This is a genomic window from Collinsella sp. WCA1-178-WT-3 (M1), from assembly GCF_009696325.1.
Classification (GTDB): domain Bacteria; phylum Actinomycetota; class Coriobacteriia; order Coriobacteriales; family Coriobacteriaceae; genus Collinsella.
On sequence record NZ_VUME01000002.1, the window covers coordinates 49,958 to 70,367 of the forward strand.

Annotated in this window: 17 protein-coding genes, 1 other RNA gene and 2 pseudogenes; 10 read left to right on the forward strand and 10 right to left on the reverse strand. The window is 60.4% G+C overall.

Annotated elements, in window-relative coordinates:
- Positions 1 to 394 precede the first annotated feature (394 nt).
- The 4 genes from FYJ40_RS01915 to ndk all read left to right on the forward strand — a co-directional run bounded on the left by FYJ40_RS01915 (position 395) and on the right by ndk (position 4,363).
- Entirely contained in the window at positions 395 to 1,621 is a 1,227-nt protein-coding gene (locus FYJ40_RS01915) for an argininosuccinate synthase (protein ID WP_035138001.1), read from the forward strand.
- Between the two features lie 232 nt (positions 1,622 to 1,853).
- Positions 1,854 to 2,024: a hypothetical protein gene (locus tag FYJ40_RS01920; RefSeq protein WP_154515301.1), complete on the forward strand. Its 171-nt coding sequence runs from the start codon at positions 1,854 to 1,856 to the stop codon at positions 2,022 to 2,024.
- Positions 2,025 to 2,142: 118 nt separating this feature from the next.
- Entirely contained in the window at positions 2,143 to 3,573 is a 1,431-nt protein-coding gene (argH, locus tag FYJ40_RS01925; RefSeq protein ID WP_154515303.1) for an argininosuccinate lyase, read from the forward strand.
- 385 nt (positions 3,574 to 3,958) lie between these two features.
- Positions 3,959 to 4,363, forward strand: coding sequence for a nucleoside-diphosphate kinase (ndk, locus tag FYJ40_RS01930; RefSeq protein ID WP_154515305.1), 405 nt, complete (start codon positions 3,959 to 3,961; stop codon positions 4,361 to 4,363).
- Positions 4,364 to 4,540: 177 nt separating this feature from the next.
- Here the strand turns inward: ndk and rpiB are convergent, their stop codons facing one another.
- A complete protein-coding gene (gene rpiB, locus FYJ40_RS01935) occupies positions 4,541 to 5,008 on the reverse strand; it encodes a ribose 5-phosphate isomerase B (protein WP_055251633.1) in 468 nt (155 codons plus the stop codon).
- A 267-nt stretch (positions 5,009 to 5,275) separates the two neighbouring features.
- Here rpiB and FYJ40_RS01940 point away from each other — a divergent pair, with 267 nt between their 5' ends.
- Positions 5,276 to 6,589 carry a serine dehydratase subunit alpha family protein gene (locus FYJ40_RS01940; RefSeq protein ID WP_154515307.1) on the forward strand — a complete coding sequence of 438 codons (1,314 nt, stop codon included), beginning with the start codon at positions 5,276 to 5,278 and terminating at the stop codon, positions 6,587 to 6,589.
- A gap of 414 nt (positions 6,590 to 7,003) precedes the next feature.
- Here FYJ40_RS01940 and FYJ40_RS09115 read toward each other — a convergent pair.
- The 5 genes and pseudogenes from FYJ40_RS09115 to FYJ40_RS01965 form a co-directional block, all read right to left on the reverse strand.
- Positions 7,004 to 7,126 (reverse strand): annotated as a pseudogene (locus tag FYJ40_RS09115) (helix-turn-helix transcriptional regulator); the annotation flags it as partial.
- 196 nt (positions 7,127 to 7,322) lie between these two features.
- Positions 7,323 to 7,676, reverse strand: a complete 354-nt coding sequence (locus tag FYJ40_RS01950; RefSeq protein ID WP_154515309.1) for a hypothetical protein — start codon at positions 7,674 to 7,676, stop codon at positions 7,323 to 7,325.
- Between the two features lie 100 nt (positions 7,677 to 7,776).
- Positions 7,777 to 8,397, reverse strand: a complete 621-nt coding sequence (locus tag FYJ40_RS01955; protein WP_117762863.1) for a helix-turn-helix domain-containing protein — start codon at positions 8,395 to 8,397, stop codon at positions 7,777 to 7,779.
- 343 nt (positions 8,398 to 8,740) lie between these two features.
- The gene (locus FYJ40_RS01960; RefSeq protein WP_117743601.1) at positions 8,741 to 8,932 is read right to left on the reverse strand and encodes an Arc family DNA binding domain-containing protein; all 192 of its coding nucleotides are present in this window, start codon (positions 8,930 to 8,932) and stop codon (positions 8,741 to 8,743) included.
- Between the two features lie 64 nt (positions 8,933 to 8,996).
- The gene (locus FYJ40_RS01965; RefSeq protein WP_154515311.1) at positions 8,997 to 10,016 is read right to left on the reverse strand and encodes an SPFH domain-containing protein; all 1,020 of its coding nucleotides are present in this window, start codon (positions 10,014 to 10,016) and stop codon (positions 8,997 to 8,999) included.
- A 394-nt stretch (positions 10,017 to 10,410) separates the two neighbouring features.
- Between FYJ40_RS01965 and FYJ40_RS01970 the strand changes: the two genes are divergently transcribed.
- A complete protein-coding gene (locus FYJ40_RS01970; protein WP_117734982.1) occupies positions 10,411 to 11,661 on the forward strand; it encodes an MFS transporter in 1,251 nt (416 codons plus the stop codon).
- 1,407 nt (positions 11,662 to 13,068) lie between these two features.
- Here FYJ40_RS01970 and FYJ40_RS01980 read toward each other — a convergent pair.
- From FYJ40_RS01980 to trpS, 3 genes and pseudogenes are all read right to left on the reverse strand, one after another.
- On the reverse strand, positions 13,069 to 13,431 hold the full coding sequence (locus FYJ40_RS01980; protein ID WP_195838530.1) for an MGMT family protein: 363 nt from the start codon (positions 13,429 to 13,431) through the stop codon (positions 13,069 to 13,071).
- A gap of 194 nt (positions 13,432 to 13,625) precedes the next feature.
- The gene (locus FYJ40_RS01985; RefSeq protein ID WP_229770624.1) at positions 13,626 to 14,489 is read right to left on the reverse strand and encodes an HAD-IIB family hydrolase; all 864 of its coding nucleotides are present in this window, start codon (positions 14,487 to 14,489) and stop codon (positions 13,626 to 13,628) included.
- 136 nt (positions 14,490 to 14,625) lie between these two features.
- A pseudogene (gene trpS / locus FYJ40_RS09160) lies at positions 14,626 to 15,674 on the reverse strand (tryptophan--tRNA ligase).
- Between the two features lie 298 nt (positions 15,675 to 15,972).
- Between trpS and FYJ40_RS01995 the strand changes: the two are divergent.
- Complete coding sequence (locus FYJ40_RS01995; protein WP_370450558.1) at positions 15,973 to 16,362, forward strand: hypothetical protein; 390 nt, start codon at positions 15,973 to 15,975, stop codon at positions 16,360 to 16,362.
- Positions 16,363 to 16,449: 87 nt separating this feature from the next.
- On the opposite strand, the gene FYJ40_RS02000 is transcribed toward FYJ40_RS01995, so the two are convergent.
- On the reverse strand, positions 16,450 to 17,208 hold the full coding sequence (locus FYJ40_RS02000; protein ID WP_370513636.1) for an HAD family hydrolase: 759 nt from the start codon (positions 17,206 to 17,208) through the stop codon (positions 16,450 to 16,452).
- 313 nt (positions 17,209 to 17,521) lie between these two features.
- On the opposite strand from FYJ40_RS02000, the gene rpsA reads away from it, so the two are divergent.
- The 3 genes from rpsA (at position 17,522) to FYJ40_RS02015 (ending at position 20,387) form a co-directional block, all read left to right on the forward strand.
- Positions 17,522 to 18,688: a 30S ribosomal protein S1 gene (gene rpsA / locus FYJ40_RS02005; protein ID WP_154515317.1), complete on the forward strand. Its 1,167-nt coding sequence runs from the start codon at positions 17,522 to 17,524 to the stop codon at positions 18,686 to 18,688.
- A gap of 343 nt (positions 18,689 to 19,031) precedes the next feature.
- Positions 19,032 to 19,393: RNase P RNA component class A (rnpB, locus tag FYJ40_RS02010), an RNA gene on the forward strand.
- Between the two features lie 355 nt (positions 19,394 to 19,748).
- The gene (locus FYJ40_RS02015; RefSeq protein WP_195838524.1) at positions 19,749 to 20,387 is read left to right on the forward strand and encodes a YigZ family protein; all 639 of its coding nucleotides are present in this window, start codon (positions 19,749 to 19,751) and stop codon (positions 20,385 to 20,387) included.
- The last annotated feature ends 23 nt before the right edge of the window (positions 20,388 to 20,410 follow it).

Here is a 20,410-nt window from a genome sequence, read left to right on the forward strand (position 1 = left end):
TAGCGTATTATAGCGAACATCGAAAACGGAGACGGAAAAACGACCGCTTACCGAGGAGAAGGTACCGTTTACGATATTTGAATTGCGCTCGGCGATGTGTGAAAGGAGAGGCAGATGCAGTTCGTACAGATCATCACCACTGCAGACAATGCCATCCGACGCCAGCGCGCAATTTCCCGACGACGATAACAATCGTCTCTGTCCGCATGGGGCGAATTGCCTCAACAGAGTCATTTTCTAGGTCGTCGGGTTTTCGCACGACACAACTGCATGTTTCTAGGGCATGTTGTGGTGCTTTATGCTATTTAACCTGATATTGCACGATATGTGACCTTGAAATGACTTGCAACTGACCGATGTTCTAACTAGCTATCAAGGGCGAAAGGAAACAGCCATGAGCAAGGAAAAAGTCGTTCTCGCATATTCTGGTGGACTTGATACATCCGTATGTGTTAAGTGGCTCCAGGACGAGAAGAATCTCGATGTCGTTTGCGTCTGCGGCAACGTGGGCCAGGAGGAGACCGGCCTGGATGCCAAGAAACAGAAAGCGCTCGACCTGGGCGTTCTTGATTGCCAGGTACTCGACCTGCGCGATGAGTTCTCCGATGAGTTCCTGACCAAGGCCATCGCCGCAAATTCCATGTACGAGAACAAGTACCCGCTGCTTTCCGCTCTGTCTCGCCCGCTGCTCGCCAAGAAGCTTGTCGAGGTCGCCCACGAGTTTGGCGCGACCTACGTCGCCCACGGCTGCACCGGCAAGGGTAACGACCAGGTCCGTTTTGAGGCTGCCGTCAAGGCCCTCGACCCCGAGCTCAAGGTTATCGCCCCGGTTCGCGAGTGGGATCTGAAGTGCCGTCCCGACGAGGTCGCCTATGCTCACGCCCACAACGTGCCGGTTCCCGAGGGTGCCAACGACAACCCCTATTCCATCGACGACAACCTGTGGGGTCGTGCCATTGAGTGCGGCCACCTGGAGGATCCCTGGAACGAGCCGCTCGACGACGCCTGGGTTATGACCAAGAATCCCGAGGACACGCCCGACACCCCGACCTACACCGAGATTGAGTTTGAGGCCGGCAAGCCCGTCGCCGTCGACGGCAAGAAGATGAAGCTCTCCGAGATCGTCATCGCCCTCAACAAGATCTCCGGCGACAACGGCTTTGGCCGTCTCGACCTGGTCGAGGATCGTCTGGTGGGCCTCAAGAGCCGCGAGTGCTATGAGGTTCCCGGCGCCCTGACGCTTATCACCGCCCACAAGGCGCTCGAGGATATTTGTGTCGAGGGCGATCTGCTCAAGACCAAGATTAAGCTCGAGCAGGATTGGGCCACCGCTGTGTACAACGGCCAGTGGTACAGCCCGCTCAAAAACGCACTCGACGCCTTTATGGCCGATACCCAGAAGTTCGTGACCGGTACCGTTCGTCTGAAGTTCTTTAAGGGCAACTGCCATGTTGTCGGCCGCAAGAGCCCCTTCAGCCTCTATGACTACGGTCTGGCCACCTACGACCGCGACACCACGTTTGACGAGAAGGCCAGCGCCGGCTTTATCGAGATCGACACGCTGTCGCTCAAGACGTGGGCCAAGGTCCAGGGTCCCAGCTCTGCTGCCGCTCAGGCTTAAGTCTTTCTCCCTTGGTATCCGCGCGGCCCATCCGCGTGATACATAACGGGCGCATGGGGTCCCTACCTTTCGTTATGCTTGCTGACACTTCTTAACATCGGTGGCCCCTACATTCCGCCCGCATATATGATGCCGCGTCTGCGGCTGAGTCCGAGCCCCGCCGGGGTTGTCCGGCGGGGCTCCTTCTATCAATTTGGCGGCTCTGCGCCTATATATATGAGGAGTATCCATTATGTTCAATGCTATTGCGCATGCTTTACTTGCCCTCGCGCCCGAGTTCGATGCTGCAAAGGTCGAGGATGTCCCTATGAGCCTGAAGGCATGGATTGACGGCTCGGCGAGCAACGGCTGGCGGGAGTCGATGGGCGCCAAGTGCCTGGTGCGTCACTTCTTTGCAAATTAGCCACATGGTCTCGCGCACGGCGGGGAATGTGCAAAACTAGCGGTTGATAAATCGCTTTAGCGACATGGCGCTTTGCTTTGGGCGCTTGTTTTGGTATTTAGAGAAAGGGGACGGTTCCATGGCTCTTTGGGGCGGTCGTTTTGAGGCGGGCGTGGCCGAGGTCACGCAGGAGTTTGGCGCGTCGCTGCCGGTCGACAAACATCTCTATAAGCAAGATATCGCTGGCTCTAAGGCGCATGCCAAGATGCTGGCGGCCCAGGGCATTATCAGTGCAAAGGACGAGCAGGCGATTGCCGAGGGTCTGACCGCAATCGAACAGGATATCGATGCCGGCGACTTCACCTTCGATATCAACGACGAGGACATTCATATGTCCATCGAGAGCGAGCTGACCCGTCGCATCGGCGAGGCGGGCAAGCGCCTGCATACCGGGCGTTCGCGCAACGACCAGGTGGCGACCGATACGCGCCTGGGCGTCAAGGCGCTGGCCAAGGAGCTCATGGAGGCCAATCTTGAGCTGCGCCACGTGCTGGTGGATGCGGCCAAACAGTACAACAAGGTGATTCTGCCGGGTTACACGCACATGCAGCATGCTCAGCCCGTGCTGCTGTCGCATCATCTGCTGGCGTATTCTTGGATGTTCGCGCGCGACTTTACACGCCTGAAGGCCGCCTTTGATGCTGCCGACAACTGCCCGCTGGGCGCTGCCGCGCTTGCCGGTACGAGCTATCCGCTCGATCGTCAGATGACGGCCGCCGAACTTGGCTTTGCGGGCGTGATTCCCAACTCGCTCGATGCGGTTTCCGACCGTGATTTCCTCCTCGACCTGCATTACGCCGGCTCCGTCATGGCGATGCACCTGTCGCGTCTTTCCGAGGAGATCGTGCTGTGGTCGAGCTCCGAGTTTGGCTTTATCACGCTTTCAGACTCGTATTCCACTGGCTCGTCCATCATGCCGCAGAAGAAGAACCCCGATTTTGCCGAGCTTATCCGCGGCAAGAGCGGCCGAGTCTATGGCAACCTGGTGCAGCTGCTCGTGACCATGAAGGGCCTGCCGCTCGCTTATAACAAGGACTTGCAGGAGGACAAGGAGGGTGCGCTCGATACCGCCCATACGCTCATGCAGTGCCTGTCCGTTATGGCCGGTATGATTTCGACCTGGACCGTCAACGAGGATGCCATGGCGCGCGAGTGCGGCGTGGGGCACCTTGCCGCCACCGATGTTGCCGATTACCTGGCCAAGCGTGGCCTGCCGTTCCGCGAGGCCCACGCCGTGGTGGGCCATTTGGTCCTGATGTGCGAGAAGCGCGGCTGCAATCTTGAGGACCTGCCGTTTGAGGTGTTCCAAGAGGCAAGCCCGCTCTTTGAGCACGACATTACCGAGGCGCTCGACATCCCGTCGATTGTCGCTGCACGCACGACCGAGGGCGGTTCCGCCCCTGCTGCCGTTGCCGTGCAGCTGCAGCGTGCCCAGGCACAACTCGTTGCCGACGAAGGTGTGCTTGGATCGCTGACTAAGGTCGTCGAGATGGGCCACGGGGCAAAGTAAGGGTTTAGTTAAAGCGGCTTTGGCCATTTATTGATAAATCGTTTTTGCTTTTACGGGCGTCTGTTGCTGCGGGCGCCCGTATTTTGTTGCAATGGGGAAGGGGCTTGTCGAGAACTTCTGTAGGACCTTTGGGCAGGTTGTGAAGGGGGTACGTTCACGGGCGGCAACCGACCGTCCGCTCGGTTCGGCGCGGTTGATGCGCGGTCGGATGGTACTCTAATCAGGCTTCGAAACAGAAGTGACACATATGGAACGTTTTAATAAATTGTAATGTTTCAAAAAACAGCTTTTTGTTTAACTGCAGCTAAAACTCTGTTACGATGCAGTCCAGGCGGGTGCCGGAATGGGACTTGGGCACGCGCGAACCTACTTGAAAGGCTACCTTATGGCTATCGAGAAGACCTTCATCATGATTAAGCCCGACGCTGTGCGCGATCGCAAGATCGGCGAGATCGTCGCTCGCATTGAGCGTAGCGGCCTTGTCATCGAGCGCATGGAGATGACCACGCTCGAGCGCGCTACCGTCGAGGAGCACTACGCCCATCTGGCCGACAAGCCCTTCTTTGGCGATCTCTGCGACTTTATGACGAGCGGTTCGGTCGTCAAGATGGTCGTTTCCGGTCTCTCCGCTGTCTCCAAGATGCGCACCCTTATGGGCGCTACCAACCCGCTTGACGCTGCCCCCGGCACCATTCGCGGCGACTTCGCTGTCGATGTCAACGCCAACGTGATCCACGGCTCCGACTGCCTGGAGAACGCCGAGATCGAGATCAAGCGCTTCTTTGGCTAAACCAGCTTTGACTCCTCAAAGCTGTTAGCGTGTGGCTTTGGCGCCGCGGAATTCCATCCGCGGCGCCCTTTTTATTCCAGTAGATTTCTAGGTATATCCCAAAAATCTACGAAACAGCCCCCGTCCGGATGTGTGTTCCGGACGGGGGCTGTCGTTAACGTATGGTGTTGTAAGTCTTTAGGCCTCGTCGACGACCTTGAGGCCGCGGGTCTGGTCGATCTCGTTGAGGAGATTGACGCGACGCTCGTGACGGCCGCCCTCAAACTCGGCATCGAGCCACTCGTCGACGATCATCTTGGCGAGCTCGGAGCCCACGACGCGGGCGCCAAAGGCGAGCACGTTGGTGTTGTTGTGCATGCGCGAGAGCTTGGCGCTGAAGGGCTCGGAGCACACGACGGCACGAACGCCCTCGACCTTGTTGGCGGCCAAGCTAATCCCGACACCGGTGCCGCAGATCAGGATGCCCAGATCGACGTCGCCGTTGGCTACGGCTTTGCCCACCTTGTAGCCGGCGATGGGGTAATCAAAGCTCTCGGAGGTGTCGGTGCCAAAGTTCACGACCTCGCAGCCGCGCTCCTTCAGGTGCTCGGAAATGATGTTCTTGAGCTCGACGGCGGCGTGGTCGTTGCCGATACCGATCTTCATGAGTGGTTCCTCTCTGGTCCGTGCGGCGGAATTGCTAAAGGTTTTACCGCGTTCGACTGCATGATAGCGCGTCTTTTGCCTAAACACTCGGGCGTTTTTTGGTCAAACGCTTTAGCGGACGCGAACATCAGCCCATCACGAAAAATGCCGCCAATTTGCTTCTGGCGGCCGTCTGCCGGAACTCGACTTGCGGTTTTTGGTGCCTTGTTATCAAATGGAGAAGTTGATACTTGCGAGAGCAACCCGTTATACATGTAGGAGATACCTATGCCTACCGATTCCATCCGTGATACCGCGTTTTGTGATGTTTTGAACCGCGAGCTTGTCTGTGCGCTCGGCTGCACCGAGCCCATTGCCGTTGCCTATGCGGCGGCGCTGGCGAGCCAGACGCTCGGTTGCGAACCCGAACATATGGATGTTGCCTGCTCAGGCAACATCATCAAGAACGTAAAGAGCGTGACCGTGCCCAACTCGGGCGGTATGCACGGTATTGAGGCCGCGGCCGTGCTGGGTGCCGTGGGCGGTGACGCCAAGAACGCGCTCGAGGTGCTCGAGAGTGTTGGCGATGCAGACCGTGCTCGCGTGACCGAGCTGCTCTCCGATGCCGACTACTGCGATGTGTCGCTTGTCGAGGGTGTGCCCAACCTCTACATTAAGGTGACTGCCACGGCCGGAGGTCATACTGCGGTCGTCGAGATCACCGACCATCACACCAATGTTACGTGCCATACACTCGATGGCATTCCGATGTGTGGCAAGTCGGCGGGGGAGTGTGCCGCCTGCGCCGAGCGCATCGTGGCCGAGCGTGCCGCCGATACGCCCATGTCGATTGAGTCTATCATTGACTTTATCGAGGACGGCGACATCGAGGGCGCCCGCGCTGCCGTTGAGCGTCAGATTGAGCTGAACGGCGCTATTAGCGCCGAGGGCTTGGTGAACGCTTGGGGCGCCGAGGTGGGCCGTACGCTGCTGGGCGCTCGCGCCGACGATGTCGCCTGCCGTGCGCGTGCGCGTGCGGCCGCCGGGTCTGACGCCCGTATGAACGGCTGTGCGCTACCGGTCGCCATTGTGTGCGGCTCGGGCAACCAGGGTATTACCTGTGCGTTGCCCGTTATGGAATATGCCGACTACCTGCGCTGCGACCACGAGCGCCTGGTGCGTGCCGTGATGCTGTCTGATCTTATTGCCGTGCATATCAAGAGCTATATTGGTGCGCTCTCGGCGTTTTGCGGTGCTATTTGCGCTGCGTGCGGTGCCGGCGCGGCGATTACCTGGCTGTGCGGTGGCACGCGCGAGCAGATCGGCGCGACGGTCTCCAATACGCTCGGTAACGTGGGCGGCATCGTGTGCGATGGCGCCAAGGCAAGCTGCGCCGCTAAGATTTCCGCTGCCGTTGATGCGGCGATTCTGGGCCACGATATGGCCATGCAGGGCCGCGGCTTCCGTGCCGGCGAGGGCCTGATTCAGGATACGGTGGAAGAGACGATCGCCAGCATGGGCTATGTGGGCCGCGTTGGCATGAAGGATACCGACGTCGAGATCCTCAACATCATGATCGGCAAGACCATCGTCGACTGCTAGGGGCTCTGGGGCACTGCATCTTGTTGTTGAAACTATCGCGCTTGTGGCTGTAAAGCACCTGTCTGCATTGCGGACAGCGAGGATCTCGCGGTATGTCACCAGGTCGTTCTCGCGCTTGATGCGCTCGAGGACGGTTGCGACAACAAGCGCCGCTATCGCCGGCAGGAACGCCGCAGCCGCGGCGACGCCGGCGCCCCAGGTGCCCTCCATCCAGTTAAACGCCGGCGACAGTATCAGTGCGAACGCCACCGCCAGCAACGCGAGCATCAGCACGGCCAGCCATAGCATCCGCGTTCCCATGCGCTTGCGATCCCTTTCGACTGCCTCTTCCATAACGGTCACGTCTCCCTTCACGAGCGTGTCTATGGAGGTGTCGAATAGGATGCTCAGCATGAGCAGACTCTGGACGTCCGGATACGTCTTGTCCCGCTCCCAGTTGCTGATCGTCTGACGCGATACATAGAGCTTCTCGGCAAGTTGCTCTTGCGAGAGGCCCATCGCCTCGCGCCGCGTCTTGATCTGGTTGCTGATGTCCATCGTCACCTCCCGGTCGTGAAGGAGCGTCCCGCGAACACGTAGGGTGCGCTATCGAATCTGTTGTACATCATATGCGGCAAGGCTTGCCGGGCGCTGCAAAAACTGTTTTGCACGGGGTTTACCTGCATGATTGTTGCTGCGATGCGTGCCATCGCCGCGGGGAGATTTGGCTTGTGGAGGCTTGCGGGGCGATGGCTTAGCGATGTTGTCGAGCAGTCGTCCAGGTGCGCAGGCCCATGGCGGCGTAGCCGATTGCGGTATAGGCAACCCCATGGAACGCAAGGTCCTGGCTGCCCTCGACCGCGAGGGGAAACAGGAGTGCGGGTCCGATTCCGAGCGCTGCGGGTATCCAGAAGAGCGTCCTCGCGGAGTTCGCGGCGAGCAGGCCGAGGGCGATCGCAGTTACGGGGAGCACGAGGTAGATCAGCGTCATCATGGCGATCATGCCGGCATCGGATGGGACGATGCTCACCAGGAGGACGGGGATTGCCCAGCAGGCGTCAACGATTGCGATCAATGCGATGAGGGACGCGCGTACGGTGACGTTCATGGGGCACCTCCTAACGGGAATCGCCCCCATTCTGGCATACATCTTCAGAATGGGGGCAAAGGGGGATACCATTTCGGGGAACGGGTGCGTACCCGCGCTTTTAACTCAGCATCTTGGCGAGCATGCCGATGCCGACGCCCACCAGTCCGCCGGCGATGGCGCCGATGATGATCTGCACCGCGTTGCGCGTGCCCTTGACCCAAGGGTTCATCTCGCGCTCACGGCGCCCCTCGAGCGTGTCGCGATCGACCTGCTCGCCGCGGCTAAACGCCAACACCTCGCGGTACGTGACGAGGTCGTGCTGCTTCTTCATGCGTTCCATATACACGAACGCCACGAGCATCACGACGAGCGCCACGGCGGCAAACGCCGCGGTGGGCGCGATGTGCATGCCCCAGCCCCATTCGAACTGGAACGCCGCCCACGCGCTCAGCACCAAAAACACGACCGCGCTCACGACCGTGATTGTGGAGAGGGCGTTGTACTTCTTGACCGCTTCGTTCATTACCTGTGCCATGGTTTCCACATCTCCTTTGATGAGGGAGTCCACGGTCACCCCGAACACGTTGGAAAGCAGCAGCAGGCTCTGGACATCCGGATACGTACGGCCGCACTCCCAGTTGCTGATGGTCTGGCGCGACACGTAGATGCGCTCCGCCAGATCGTCTTGGGACAGTCCGAGCTCCGTGCGATGCTCCTTGATGTGCGAGCCCAGCTCCATGCGTTTGCTCCCTAGAGGGTCGGGGTGACCCCTGTCGAGAGCCACCATGTCATTGACGCGAGCATCGTACCATCAAAGGTCTTTATATTTGACCCCCACGGGGCAAAATCGAGCTGTCAAAAGGCTTTATATACGACATCTAGCTGGGAAAAGAACGGTCCCCAAAGGCGGATGCCTCCGGGGACCGGTTGGTGCGTATAGAGGGGGCGAGCTTGCTTTGGGTTGGTGTTGGCCCCGCCGCTCGGCTCGACTTTGGAGCGGCGGGGCTCAGCTCTGCCTCGACCGCGGCGCGGGGCGCGGCTTTGTCCCGACGTCGGCAGCGGCCGAGCCCTGTCTTCCCAGCTTAGCCCTCCTCGCCTTTGGGCGCGTCCTTGGACGAGGGCTCTTTCTTCGGCAGCCTTCCCGCGCGTTTGAGGGCGTCTCGCAAGATCCATTCCACCTGACCGTTGGCGCTGCGCATCTCATCGTCCGCCCAGCGTTGGACGGCCTCCCAGATAGCGGGGTCTATACGGAGTGGATACTGCTTGCGTGCCATGACGTGCCTTCTTGTCGAATGTGCAATTCTGCACCCGTCCCCAAATTACTCATTGGTGTTGGGGTTAGTACAGCGAGCCTGCGTTGAGCACCGGGTGCGCCTCGGATTCACCGCAGAGCACCACCATGAGGTTGCTGGCCATCTGCGCCTTGCGCTCGTCGTCGAGCTCGATGGTGCCGCCGGCAGCCATCTCCTTCACGGCCATGTCGACCATGGAGACCGCGCCCTCGACGATCTTCTTGCGTGCGGCGATGACGGCCTCCGCCTGCTGGCGGCGCAGCATCGCCTGGGCGATCTCGGGGGAGTAGGCAAGATGGGTGAGGCGGGCGTCGTCGACCTCCACGCCGGCGGGTGCCAGGCGCATCGCGAGCTCGCGGCGCAGGGCTTCGGAGACCTCTTCCACATTGGCGCGCAGCGTGATGGCGCCGGCGGCATCGGACTCGTCCTCCAGGTGGTCGTAGGCGTACACGCTCGCCACGTGGCGCAGCGCCGTCTCGGCCTGCATGGCGACATAGCTCTGGTAGTCGTCGACGTCGAAGAGCGCCTTGGCGGTATCGGCGACGTGCCACACCACGACGGTTGCGATCTCGATGGGGTTGCCCATTTTGTCGTTGACCTTCAGGCGCTCGCCATTCAGGGTGCGCACGCGGGTGGAGATGGTGGTGGGGTTGCCCTTGGCGGCCTTCTGCGCCGCGGCCTTGGCGGCCTTGGAATCGCTCATCTCGAGCTCGATCATCTCGCCGATCCCGGCCGATCCGCCCATGCTCTTGCTAAAGAACGGGTTGGCCCAGAAGAAGCCCTCGTCGCGGACGGTGCCCACGTACTTGCCGAACAGGATGCACACGCGCGCCTGGCCGGGCTGCAGCGAGAAGAATCCGTTGAGTGGGATGAACCACAGGCAAAACGCGAGGATGCTGAGGCCGAGCCCCCATCCGTAGACTGCGGGCGCGTCGACGCCGTCGGGCGTGCTCGCGAGCCCGATGGTGCTCCAGATAAAGAGGCCGATGATGGCGATGAACGCCACCGCCACGGCGACGAGCATGCCGTAGCCCGACTTGGCCTTGAGTTGCTTTTCCACGCTCATTGTGAGTTCCTTTCACGACTGCGCCGGCGTTTGCGTGACGTCCCCGGCGCCGCGCTCCAGATTGCGATGGGGAGGAGGCGAGTCCCCGAGCAGTCCGTGCGACTGCTGATTGCATTGTGATATCACATTGAGACCAAGTCAAGGAGAATCGGATGCCGTCTCTCATGGCATAAGTGGTTCGGGGCGCCCGGCATCTACGCTCCGTAGAGGTCTTCCTGTTGCATCTTGGCTCGCAAGTCCCTATAATAGCCCCACTCACGGCTGAAGGTTTACCTCGAGATTTGGAAAGGGGAGCTGCACCATGCTTGCTTCCATGAGGATTTGGCTCTAGCCACGGTCGCGTGAGCGACCGGTACTTCGCTGCATACCACCGATCGCATCAAAGGATTATTCCATGACACAACCGAATCCCTGCGCTTCTTGGAAGCGCTCGCTCGCCATCGTCTGGATCGGCGAGTTCTTCTCCGTGCTCACGAGCTCCATTCTGCAGATGGGTCTCATCTGGCACGTCACCCTCACCACCGGCTCCGCGAGCGCCCTGTCGTTCGTGAGCCTGGCGGCCTTCTTGCCCATGGCGCTCCTCGGCGCCTTCGCGGGCACCATCGTGGACCGCACGTCCATCAAGCGTCTCATGATCGGCGCCGATCTCTTCATCGCGGCCGTGAGCCTCACGCTTGTCTTCGGCTCGCTTCGGGGCGACCTCTCTGTCGCCGTTGTGGCGGCGGTGCTGTTCGTCCGTGCGCTGGGCAGCACGCTCCATACGCCCGCCTTCAACGCGCTCACACCGCTCATCGCCCCGCCCGAGGTGCTCGGCAAGCTGGCGGGCATGCTGCAGTTCATGCAGTCGGGTAGCTATATCATCGGCAACGCCATCGCCGCGGTGGTCTACCCGGCGTTTGGTCTGACCTTCATGATCGCGCTCGATGTCGCCGGCGCGGTGCTCGCGAGCATCGCGGTGGCGACCTCCGGCATCAAGACGCCGGCGCCCGAGCGCCATACGCCCGAGGAGAACGCCGAGGCGTCGCACCACGCGGTGCGGGCCTTCCTATTGGAGACGGCCAACGGGTACCGCGAGCTCAAGCGCCATCACGGTCTGTTCGCCATGCTCTGGATCGGCTTCGCCTTCTCGGTCCTGTTCTCGCCCATATCCGCGCTGTTCCCGCTCATGGTGTTCGACCATTTTGGGGGTACCACTACGCAGTCGGCTATCGCGGAGATCGCGTTCTCGGTCGGCATGATCGCGGCGAGCGGCTGGATCGGGGCGACGGGTGGCCTTAAGAACCGCGCGCTTTCGTGCACGCTGGCCATCGGCCTCTTCGGAGCGGGCACGCTCGCGGGCGGCCTCGTGCCCCCTTCCGCGCTCGTTGTGTTTCTGGGGCTTACGTTCGCGATGGGGGTCTCGAGTCCGCTGTACAGCGCGCCGCAGATGGCGCTCATGCAGGAGCGCGTCGATCCCGAGTGCATGGGCCGCGTCTTCGGCCTGTACGGAGCGGTCTGCAGCTGGGCCATGCCCGTGGGGCTCGTCGCATCGACCTTGTTCGCGGACGCCATCGGCGTAAGCGCGTGTTTCGTGCTCATCGGTGCTGCAATGGTGATCCTAGCAGGCATCACCTGGGCGATCCCGAGCATCCGCAAGATTGGGTAGCGCTCTGGCGGAGTGCGTTTCGTTTCGGACGGCTCGTAGGGTCGCTGCGACGTGAAGGGTGGTCGACGGTGCGCCTGCGAGGGCGCCGTCGACCACCCTTTTGTTTAATTCGTCTGGCCCGGCGCCGATCATCATCTGTTCGCCGGGCGATTGCGATGCCGCCGCTTGCCGATACGCGGCTCCTTACGTTGTGCGCATCCCATCGTTCTGGCAGCGTTTCCTGCAGTTAATCTCCAGAGCCCGAGGCGGTGGCCCCTATGAGTAATCTGCTCGAATCCATTCTGCGCGTCGGTATGACCGTGTTCATCGTCGGCCCGCTCACTGCATGGGTCGCCCGCCGCGGCGCGCGCGAGCGCAGCGAGGCAACGGACAGCCTCGATTGCTTCACGGTGCGCATGCCCGCAGCCATCCGCACGATCATCGCCTGCTGCGCCGTCGCGTTCGAACTGCTCATGCTGGGTGTCTACGTCTGGCAGGGCGTCTCGCTGGGCGAGTGGGACCACGAACTTGTGTGGTTCGGTCATGCCATGGCGCTCGCGGGTATGGCTATCTGGGCCTTGCTGAGCATCCCGCGTATCGACGTGGACGGTGGGCGCATTCTCTCGCGTAACGCCTTCGGCATCCGCAAGGAGACGACGTTTGGCAACATCACCCGTGCAACGCTTCACGCGCAGATGATGAGGATCGACCTATTCGAGGGCGACCGGAAGTTCTGCTCGATAAGCCTCGAGGGGGTGTGCTCGCTCAACCTCCTCGCCCGTCTGGAGGAAGAGGGCATCGAAGTCTCGGACGCCGTCGACGGTCCCATGACCAAGGCGGGCCTGTGTTGGTCTGCCATCAAGCCGTTGACGATTGTTTTCAACGGCATGGCCCTCGTCTTCTCGCTCGTCCTCGCCTTCATGGCGGTCTTCACCGACGAGGGTGCGCGCCTGCTCGTGCTCATCCCGTTCCTGTTCCTGTTCATAGGGGGGTTCCTGCCCCTGCTCATGCTCGGCATGCCGGCCCGCGGCATCCTCGAGATCGGCAGGCAGGAGCGCGCGCTCGGTTTCTCCTTCTCCGAGGAGATGGCAAGCCGAGGTGCCACGGGTACTTCGCTTGTCGATGACGATTGGTTCATCGAGATCAGCAACGCCCGCGTCGTGGCGTTTCGCCGCGATTACCTCAAGAAGATCACGGCGCACGAGAACAGCGAGAGCGGCGACCGCTGCACGGTGACCACGAGGGGTGGTCGCAAAATCAAGGTGTATGCAAGCGGGCAGCACGCTCGAGGACCTGCGCACGTGGTTCAAACAGGGTGCCAAGGTCAGAAGCACACTCGACCGCGCGGGGGACGCACTCGAGGCGACCGTTTGATTGGGTTGCCTGCCAAGGATCCAAAACGGGAAGGGGCGCTGTCGGCGCCCCTTGTCATACCAGGCCCGCTGGCCAGCGAGAGGCCTGCAGGTCGACATGTCCGTTGGCGAGGAAGGCAACGCCTTCGTCCTCGAGCAGTGTGCGCTGCGCCTCGGGCCCACCGAAGGCGAACCCCTCCGCGAGGCGTCCGTCGGCGAATACGATGCGATGACAGGGGATGGTGCCGGGTTCCGGATTGACGTGCAGGGCGTATCCCACGTATCGGGCTCGACGGGGCTCACCAACGAGCTTGGCGATCTGACCATATGTGGCAACCATGCTGCAGGGCACCTGGCGTACCATGTCGTATACGCGGTTGAAGAATCCGTCGGTGTCCCGGTCTGCCATGCCGCCCTCACTTTCAATCGATATCGCCATTGTAGTCAAGAAAGGCGCCCCACATGCGCGGGGCGCCTTTCCAAAGAGGTGTTGCGCGAGGGGAGGGAAGGTGCAACGTTCGTGTCGAAGGTCTTTAATTCGCCTGTGCCTTCATTAAGTTAACTATAGCTAATTCTCTGAGACCCAAGTCGTAGACCGACGAGCACACAGCCTCTCCATAAGTTAATCAAGGGTTACAAATAGAAAGACACAGTGACATGTGGTCGTTGGGGTTCAAGGAATCGCTCGATGAGTTCGGAGAACGCACCCTCAGTCCCAGCCGTTTCAAGGACGACATCGCAATACGGCCGCACGTCGTCGGTGACATTCGCCACGCCGACGCCCAGTCCCGCCGCCTTGATCATGGAGAGGTCGTTTGCGGAATCACCAACGGCGATGACCTCGGACATCGGAATTCCCAGCATATCGGCAAGGCGCGTGAGCCCCGTCCCTTTGTCAACGCCTGCGGGCATGAGTTCGAGGTAGCGCTTGGAGGAGAAGGTGATGTCAACGCCGAGTCGCTCGGCCATCGGCGCGAGCTTGCGGCCCAATTCCTGCAGCTCATCGAAGTCCCAGTCGACGTACAGGATCTTCACGATGCCACGGCCTTCAAGGAATGAGAGGTCGGGATGGTCAGATCCGCGAAAATGAGTGACCCCGGTGATCGATTCCAGATAGTCGCGCTCCCGTGTGGGTGCGTCATTCACGAACACATGGCCGTCGGCGACGTTGACGTGCATGCAGAGTCCGAGTTCGAGCCCCTTTGAATAGATCGCGTTCGCGCATTCGTTGGAAAGGCCGCAGGTGGTGAGCGGGGTGGGGTCTCCCACGCGGTTGATGAAGCCGCCGTTATAGGAGAGCACATAGCCGTCTTCGATCAGCTCGCGGGCCTCCCCCGAGAAGTTGTCCATGATAGAGGAATACCATCGCCCGCTCGAAGGGACGAACAGCACACCGAGCTCCCTCATGCGTTTGAGTGCTCGGAGATTGGACGCCGGGATGGCGTGGTCGGCATCGAGAAACGTCTCATCCATATCGCTGGCAACAAGTCGGTACATGCAATCCCCCATACAACGTAAAAAACGAGGCGGGCTTATTATCGCCCACCTCGTAAGACCTTGGCTATGTCGAAGGCGTGGACACGTGAAGATGGCCCATTCGCGTGTCGCGGCGCGTTTCCGCGAGCCGGATGGCTTAGTACACCATTCCCATGGCTTCGCGTACCTCGGCGAGCGTCGCCTCGGCGACCTCGTTGGCACGGCGATTGCCCTAGCGTAGGACGTCCTTGACGTAGTCCATATCCTGGACCAGTTCCTCGCGGCGGGCGCGGATGGGGGCAAAGTACTCGTTCACGCTTTCGGTGACGTACTTCTTGAGCTGGCCGGAGCCGCCCATGCCGATCTCTTCGGCGATCTCGACCTCGGAGCGGCCGGTGCAGATGGCGGCGGTGGAGAGCAGGCCGGACACACCGGGACGGGCTTCGGGGTCGAACGTGATCGTGCGCTCGCCGTCGGTCTGGCTCTTCTTGATGCGCTTGGCCGTCTCCTCGGCGGTCATGGAGATGTTGATGGCGTTGCCGTAGGACTTGCTCATCTTGCGCCCGTCAAGGCCGGGCAGCAGCGGAGTGTCGGACAGCAGCGCGTCGACCTCGGGGAACACCTTGCCGTAGCGGTTGTTGAACTTGCGTGCGATGGTGCGGGTGAGCTCGATGTGCGGCAGCTGGTCGCGCCCGACCGGCACCACGTGCCCTTGCAGAACAAGATGTCGCACGCCTGGTGCACGGGGTAGGTGAGCAAAAGGCCGGTGAGCTCATGGCCGCTGGCCTCCATCTCGGCCTTGACGATGGGGTTGCGCTGCAGCAGGGCCTCGGAGACGAGCGACAAGAACGGCAGCATGAGCTGGTTTGCCGCGGGCACGGCGGAGTGCGTGTAGATCATCGTCTTGTCGGGGTCCAGGCCGCAGGCCAGGTAGTCGATGACCATGTTGTAGACGTTGTCCTGGATGTTGTCGGTGCTGTCGCGGTCGGTGATGACCTGGTAGTCGGCGATGAGCACGTTGGTGTGGACGCCCATGTCCTGCAGCTCGACACGGCTCTTGAGCGTGCCGAAGTAGTGGCCGAGGTGCAGGCGGCCGGTGGGGCGGTCGCCGGTGAGCATGGTGTACTTCTCGGGGTGCTGCGGCAGGTCGGCGCGGATCTGGTTGCTGCGCTCGAGGCTGACCTCATAGCTGAGCTCGTTGGGCATGCTGTCTCCTTTTGGGTTGAGTGCCTGGCCGGCATTGTCGGTCTGGGTTGAAGATGAAGGTACCAGAGAAACGGCGTCTCTTGCCGGAATCAACGATGGTTTTCGCCGTGTCGTCCCGCAGGGTCGTTTCCCTTCTTGGGAAGGAGCCCCTCGATATGCTCGAGCCGCTCCTCATGGGCCGCGTGCGCCGCGCGCTCCTCGGCGGCGAAAGCGGGGTCTTCGGGCGTGACGGTCTCATCTCGCTGTCGACTCCGGTACCACCGCGACGGCGCTCCTGAGCCTGCTCGTCGACAAGCCGGTGACTATCTACACCACCAACGGCTATGCATGTCGGTTTACGGGCGAGCTTGCTGCTAAGGTGGTGGTAATTGGCGGCGACTTCAACCCCGTTACCTGCTCGCTCACCGGTCCTATGGTTGAGAGCGCGCTGCGCGAGCTGTACTTTGACCGGGCGTTTATAGGTGTCAATGCGGTGGACGAGGACCGCGGCATCATGACGCCAGGTTATCCCGAGGCTATCAAAAAACGTATCGTGATGCAGCATTCCCAAGCGAGTTACGTACTCGCCGATAGCTCCAAGTTCCACGTGTTTTCAAATGTAAAGGTGTGCGACCTGGAGGGCTTTACTGTTATTTCCGACAAGCGCGACGCCAAAATCGGCGAACGCGTCAAAATGATCACGGCCTAGGACACTGGGGCATCGCATCTTGCCCTCAAGCCGTTGCCCACGTAACGAAGCGTGGGGCAAACGTGCGCCCCATTCCTGATTTGGGGACTAGCTTAGTTCGTCGGCTACTTGGTGCTCGTAGAAGGCATCGATTACGGCGTTAAAGTCGCGGGCGAAGTCTTCCATGGTTCCGCGCCAGGTGGCTCGACTGGGTTTTCCCTGGCCAACATAGGCAGTTTGAATACCGCAGGCGGGGCTGGGGAAGTCGCGCTTGGGGTCGTTGCCCACCATAAGGACCTCGTGCGGTTCGAGCCCCATGGCCTGCAGCTGCTCTAGATAATATGTGGCATCGGGCTTGCAGCGCGTGGCGTTGCCCATGTGCGTTACGAGCTCGAAGGGCGCGTCTGTCAGCTCGCCCCAGCCCATGCGGCACTCGATGGCCCCTTGGGGAAAGCTGGGGTTGGTGAAGAGCGCGCAGCGCAGCCCCGCGTCCTGTACGGCTTGAAGCGCGGCGTGCGCACCCGGCATGGCTTTTGCGTTGATCATGTCATCGTTCTTGTACGGCAGAACTTCGTGATCGTAGTAGGTAAACGCCTCGTAGATGAGGGGGTCGGAGAGGCAGATGCCACACCGGCGCTCAACCTCTTCCTGGTAGAACTCAAGATTGGTGCGATTGTCCGTGCTGCTGCGGCGATTGGCGTTGAGGTCGACCAGGATGGTGCCGAGGCGTGCCATCGTGCCGCCGCGGCTGCATCGTCCGATATCCGCGAGCATTGACGAGAGATCCTTAAAATAGCGAAGGATAAACGCGTTGAGATTGATGCTGAGAAGCGTCTCGTCCATATCGAAAACGACTGCTTTGAGCACGCGGGCACCTTTCTCGAAAAATCGTTTAGAACGTTGGCTCCGGATACTTTACCCCAAAGCCGTATACTCAACTGCTTATCGTCAACTTATGGAGACGGTCGTTCACAAGATTGCGAAAAAGTCTCCATACGAGTAAAAAATCGCAGTTCACGCTTGAAATCGAAGTGATTTCCACGTAACCTATACGAACGTGATTGCATAAGCGTCACATTAGTATCTGTCGGCTCCCGAGTGTTCCTAAACGTTGTGTGCTTGTCGCACCCTTCTGTAGGTCCTAGCAATCGGGGCCCCGTAGTTCGAAAGGGGTCCACCTTTGAGTGAGATTCAGAACTCGTCCATTTTCTCTCTTGACGATGTCAACGAGGAGGAGATGAACAACCTCATCGACGGTACGATTACCGACTTTGATGAGGGCGATCTCGTTAACGGTACTGTCGTTAAGATCGAGCATGACGAGGTGCTCGTTGACATCGGATTCAAGTCCGAGGGCGTTATCCCGGTCCGCGAGCTGTCCATCCGCAAGGACGCTAACCCTGCAGACATCGTTGCACTCGGTGATTCCATCGAGGCCCTGGTTCTCCAGAAGGAGGACAAGGACGGTCGTCTGGTCCTTTCCAAGAAGCGTGCCGAGTACGAGCGTGCTTGGAACCGCATCGAGGAGAAGTTCAACTCCGGCGAGAACGTCGAGGGCGAGGTTATCGAGGTTGTCAAGGGCGGCCTGATCCTCGATATCGGCCTGCGTGGCTTCCTGCCCGCTTCCCTCGTCGACCTCCGTCGCGTCAAGGACCTCACCTCCTACATGGGCACCCGCATCGAGGCCCGCGTCATCGAGATGGACCGCAACCGCAACAACGTCGTTCTCTCCCGTCGCGTCGTGCTTGAGGAGTCCCGTAAGGCCGAGCGTTCCGAGATCCTGTCCAAGCTCAAGTCTGGCATGCGTCTCCAGGGCACCGTTTCCTCCATCGTCGACTTCGGCGCCTTCGTCGACCTCGGCGGTATCGACGGTCTCATCCACATCTCCGAGCTCTCCTGGAACCACGTCAACCATCCTTCCGAGGTTGTCAAGGTCGGCCAGGAGGTCGAGGTCGAGGTTCTCGACGTCGATCTCAACCGCGAGCGTATCTCCCTGGGTCTCAAGCAGACCACCGAGGATCCGTGGCGCGCACTGGTCAAGAAGTACCCCGTCGGCGCTATCGTCGAGGGCACTGTGACCAAGCTTGTCCCGTTTGGCGCTTTCGTCGATCTGGGCGAGGGCATCGAGGGCCTGGTGCACATCTCCGAGATGGCCAACAAGCACGTCGACCAGCCTTCTCAGGTCACCCACGTGGGCGACAAGGTTCAGGTCAAGGTCATGGAGATCGACCTCGACCGTCGTCGTATCTCCCTGTCTATGAAGTCCGCTGCTGAGACTCTGGGCGTCGAGATCGAGGTTACCCCGCTGCCTTCCGAGAAGAAGGACGAGGAGACCGACGCCGAGTAAATCGGTTTGACGATCACTTGCTTTAAGGGATCCGTCCGCAATGGACGGGTCCCTTTTTGCGTTTGCCGGTGAGGTGCGCAATGCTACTCGTGCGCAATGCTGTCCGGGCTGTTCACGGGGGCTATTGGGTTGTCGGTGCATGAAAATGCCGACATCCCGCCTCGGGGAGGAGGCGGGAACGCACCGAGTAGACGGAGGGGTGCGGAGCGCGGTCGCGTCTCGACTGGCGACGTTGCCCATCGACGACCCTATTGTACTGCATGGCATGGTTCTTGGTATATCGTGTCGAACGCTTGTGTTGTGCCTTTGCCTGCGGCAACGGTGTGTTACACTCTTGCACTGCTGAGTGGGCCAGACGGTCGCGCGATGTGCTGCTTGCGGCACGCGTGAGGAAAGTCCGGGCTCCAGAGGGCGGGATGCCGGCTAACGGCCGGGCGGAGTGATCCGACGGAAAGCGCCGCAGAAAAGAAGACTCCCACCTGCGCCGCAAGGCGTAAAGGGAAAAGCTGAAACGGTGGTGTAAGAGACCACCAGCGTCGTGGCAACACGGCGGCTTGGCAAGCCCCATCCGGAGCAAGCGCGAATAGGAACGCTATGGGCCGGCCCGGTCCGCGTTCGGGTAGCGTGCGTGGAGCTGCACGGTAACGTGCAGACAAGATAAATGACCGTTCACGACAGAACCCGGCTTATAGGCCCACTCGGCACTTTGTTGACGCTGCGAACCCGTCAGCGCGACAATCTGCCTTTCAAGCCTTCGGGCATGACCATAAGGTCAATGCCCTCGTCTTTCAAGGCACCTTGCTCGCGCTGACGGGTTCTCGCTTTCGTTGACGGAATCATCGGCGGTTCCGTTCTTGGCATCTCGCTGTTTTTTCCTGGTCATCGGCAGCCTCATTTCTGTTGCAATCTCGTCTTTCAAGGCACCTTGCTCGCGCTGACGGGTTCTCGCTGTTGGTGACGGCCTCATTGGCGTTTTCGCTCTTGTTGGCGAGGACAACGGTGCTGTCTTTGCCGTATTATTGAGGCTGTTTGTTGCCGCGCTTAGTTTTGTTGAGGGGCTTTGTTGGACAGCTACTTTACTCTGCGATCGAATATTGAGGCTTCTGGCGAGTTTGTGGATCGCAAGAGCCGGTTTATTGCCCAGCTGGTCCATATTGAATCCGAGGATGAGGCGAATGCCTTCATCGAGATGGTTCGCAAGCGTCATTACGACGCTCGACACAATGTTCCCGCGTGGATTTTGGTCGATGGACGCGAGCGTCAGAGTGATGACGGTGAGCCGAGCCGCACGAGCGGCATGCCGACGCTCGAGGTGTTGCGCGGCGCTGGGCTCAAAAATGTTTGCTGCGTGGTGACGCGCTATTTTGGCGGCACGCTGTTGGGGCCCGGTGGCTTGGTGCGCGCCTATACCGCGGCGACGCAGGCGGCGGTGGCAGCTGCTCAGGAGGCAGGGCAGGTCGTTGAGATGACGAGCGTCGTGCCTGTTGACGTGCACGTGGCCTATCCGCAGTATGAGCAGGTGCTTCGTTTGGCGCAGGATTCGGGTGCCAAGGTTTCGGATACCGATTACGCGGATGCCGTGACGATTCATTTGGTGTTTAAGGCGGGGGAGCAGGAGCCGTTTTGCGCTAAGATGCGCGAGCTTATGGCGGGGCGCGAAGAGATTGAGGTCGGCGCTCCCAAATTTGCCGAGTTCTAACGGCGACGGCCGGCGTGCTTTTG

Excerpts from the sequence above, each read along its gene's own strand:
- FYJ40_RS01915 (WP_035138001.1), top strand. The coding sequence starts at position 395 with ATGAGCAAGGAAAAAGTCGTTCTCGCATATTCTGGTGGACTTGATACA.
- FYJ40_RS01920 (WP_154515301.1), top strand. The coding sequence starts at position 1,854 with ATGTTCAATGCTATTGCGCATGCTTTACTTGCCCTCGCGCCCGAGTTC.
- argH (WP_154515303.1), top strand. The coding sequence starts at position 2,143 with ATGGCTCTTTGGGGCGGTCGTTTTGAGGCGGGCGTGGCCGAGGTCACG.
- ndk (WP_154515305.1), top strand. The coding sequence starts at position 3,959 with ATGGCTATCGAGAAGACCTTCATCATGATTAAGCCCGACGCTGTGCGC.
- rpiB (WP_055251633.1), bottom strand. The coding sequence starts at position 5,008 with ATGAAGATCGGTATCGGCAACGACCACGCCGCCGTCGAGCTCAAGAAC.
- FYJ40_RS01940 (WP_154515307.1), top strand. The coding sequence starts at position 5,276 with ATGCCTACCGATTCCATCCGTGATACCGCGTTTTGTGATGTTTTGAAC.
- FYJ40_RS01950 (WP_154515309.1), bottom strand. The coding sequence starts at position 7,676 with ATGAACGTCACCGTACGCGCGTCCCTCATCGCATTGATCGCAATCGTT.
- FYJ40_RS01955 (WP_117762863.1), bottom strand. The coding sequence starts at position 8,397 with ATGGAGCTGGGCTCGCACATCAAGGAGCATCGCACGGAGCTCGGACTG.
- FYJ40_RS01960 (WP_117743601.1), bottom strand. The coding sequence starts at position 8,932 with ATGGCACGCAAGCAGTATCCACTCCGTATAGACCCCGCTATCTGGGAG.
- FYJ40_RS01965 (WP_154515311.1), bottom strand. The coding sequence starts at position 10,016 with ATGAGCGTGGAAAAGCAACTCAAGGCCAAGTCGGGCTACGGCATGCTC.
- FYJ40_RS01970 (WP_117734982.1), top strand. The coding sequence starts at position 10,411 with ATGACACAACCGAATCCCTGCGCTTCTTGGAAGCGCTCGCTCGCCATC.
- FYJ40_RS01980 (WP_195838530.1), bottom strand. The coding sequence starts at position 13,431 with ATGGCGATATCGATTGAAAGTGAGGGCGGCATGGCAGACCGGGACACC.
- FYJ40_RS01985 (WP_229770624.1), bottom strand. The coding sequence starts at position 14,489 with ATGTACCGACTTGTTGCCAGCGATATGGATGAGACGTTTCTCGATGCC.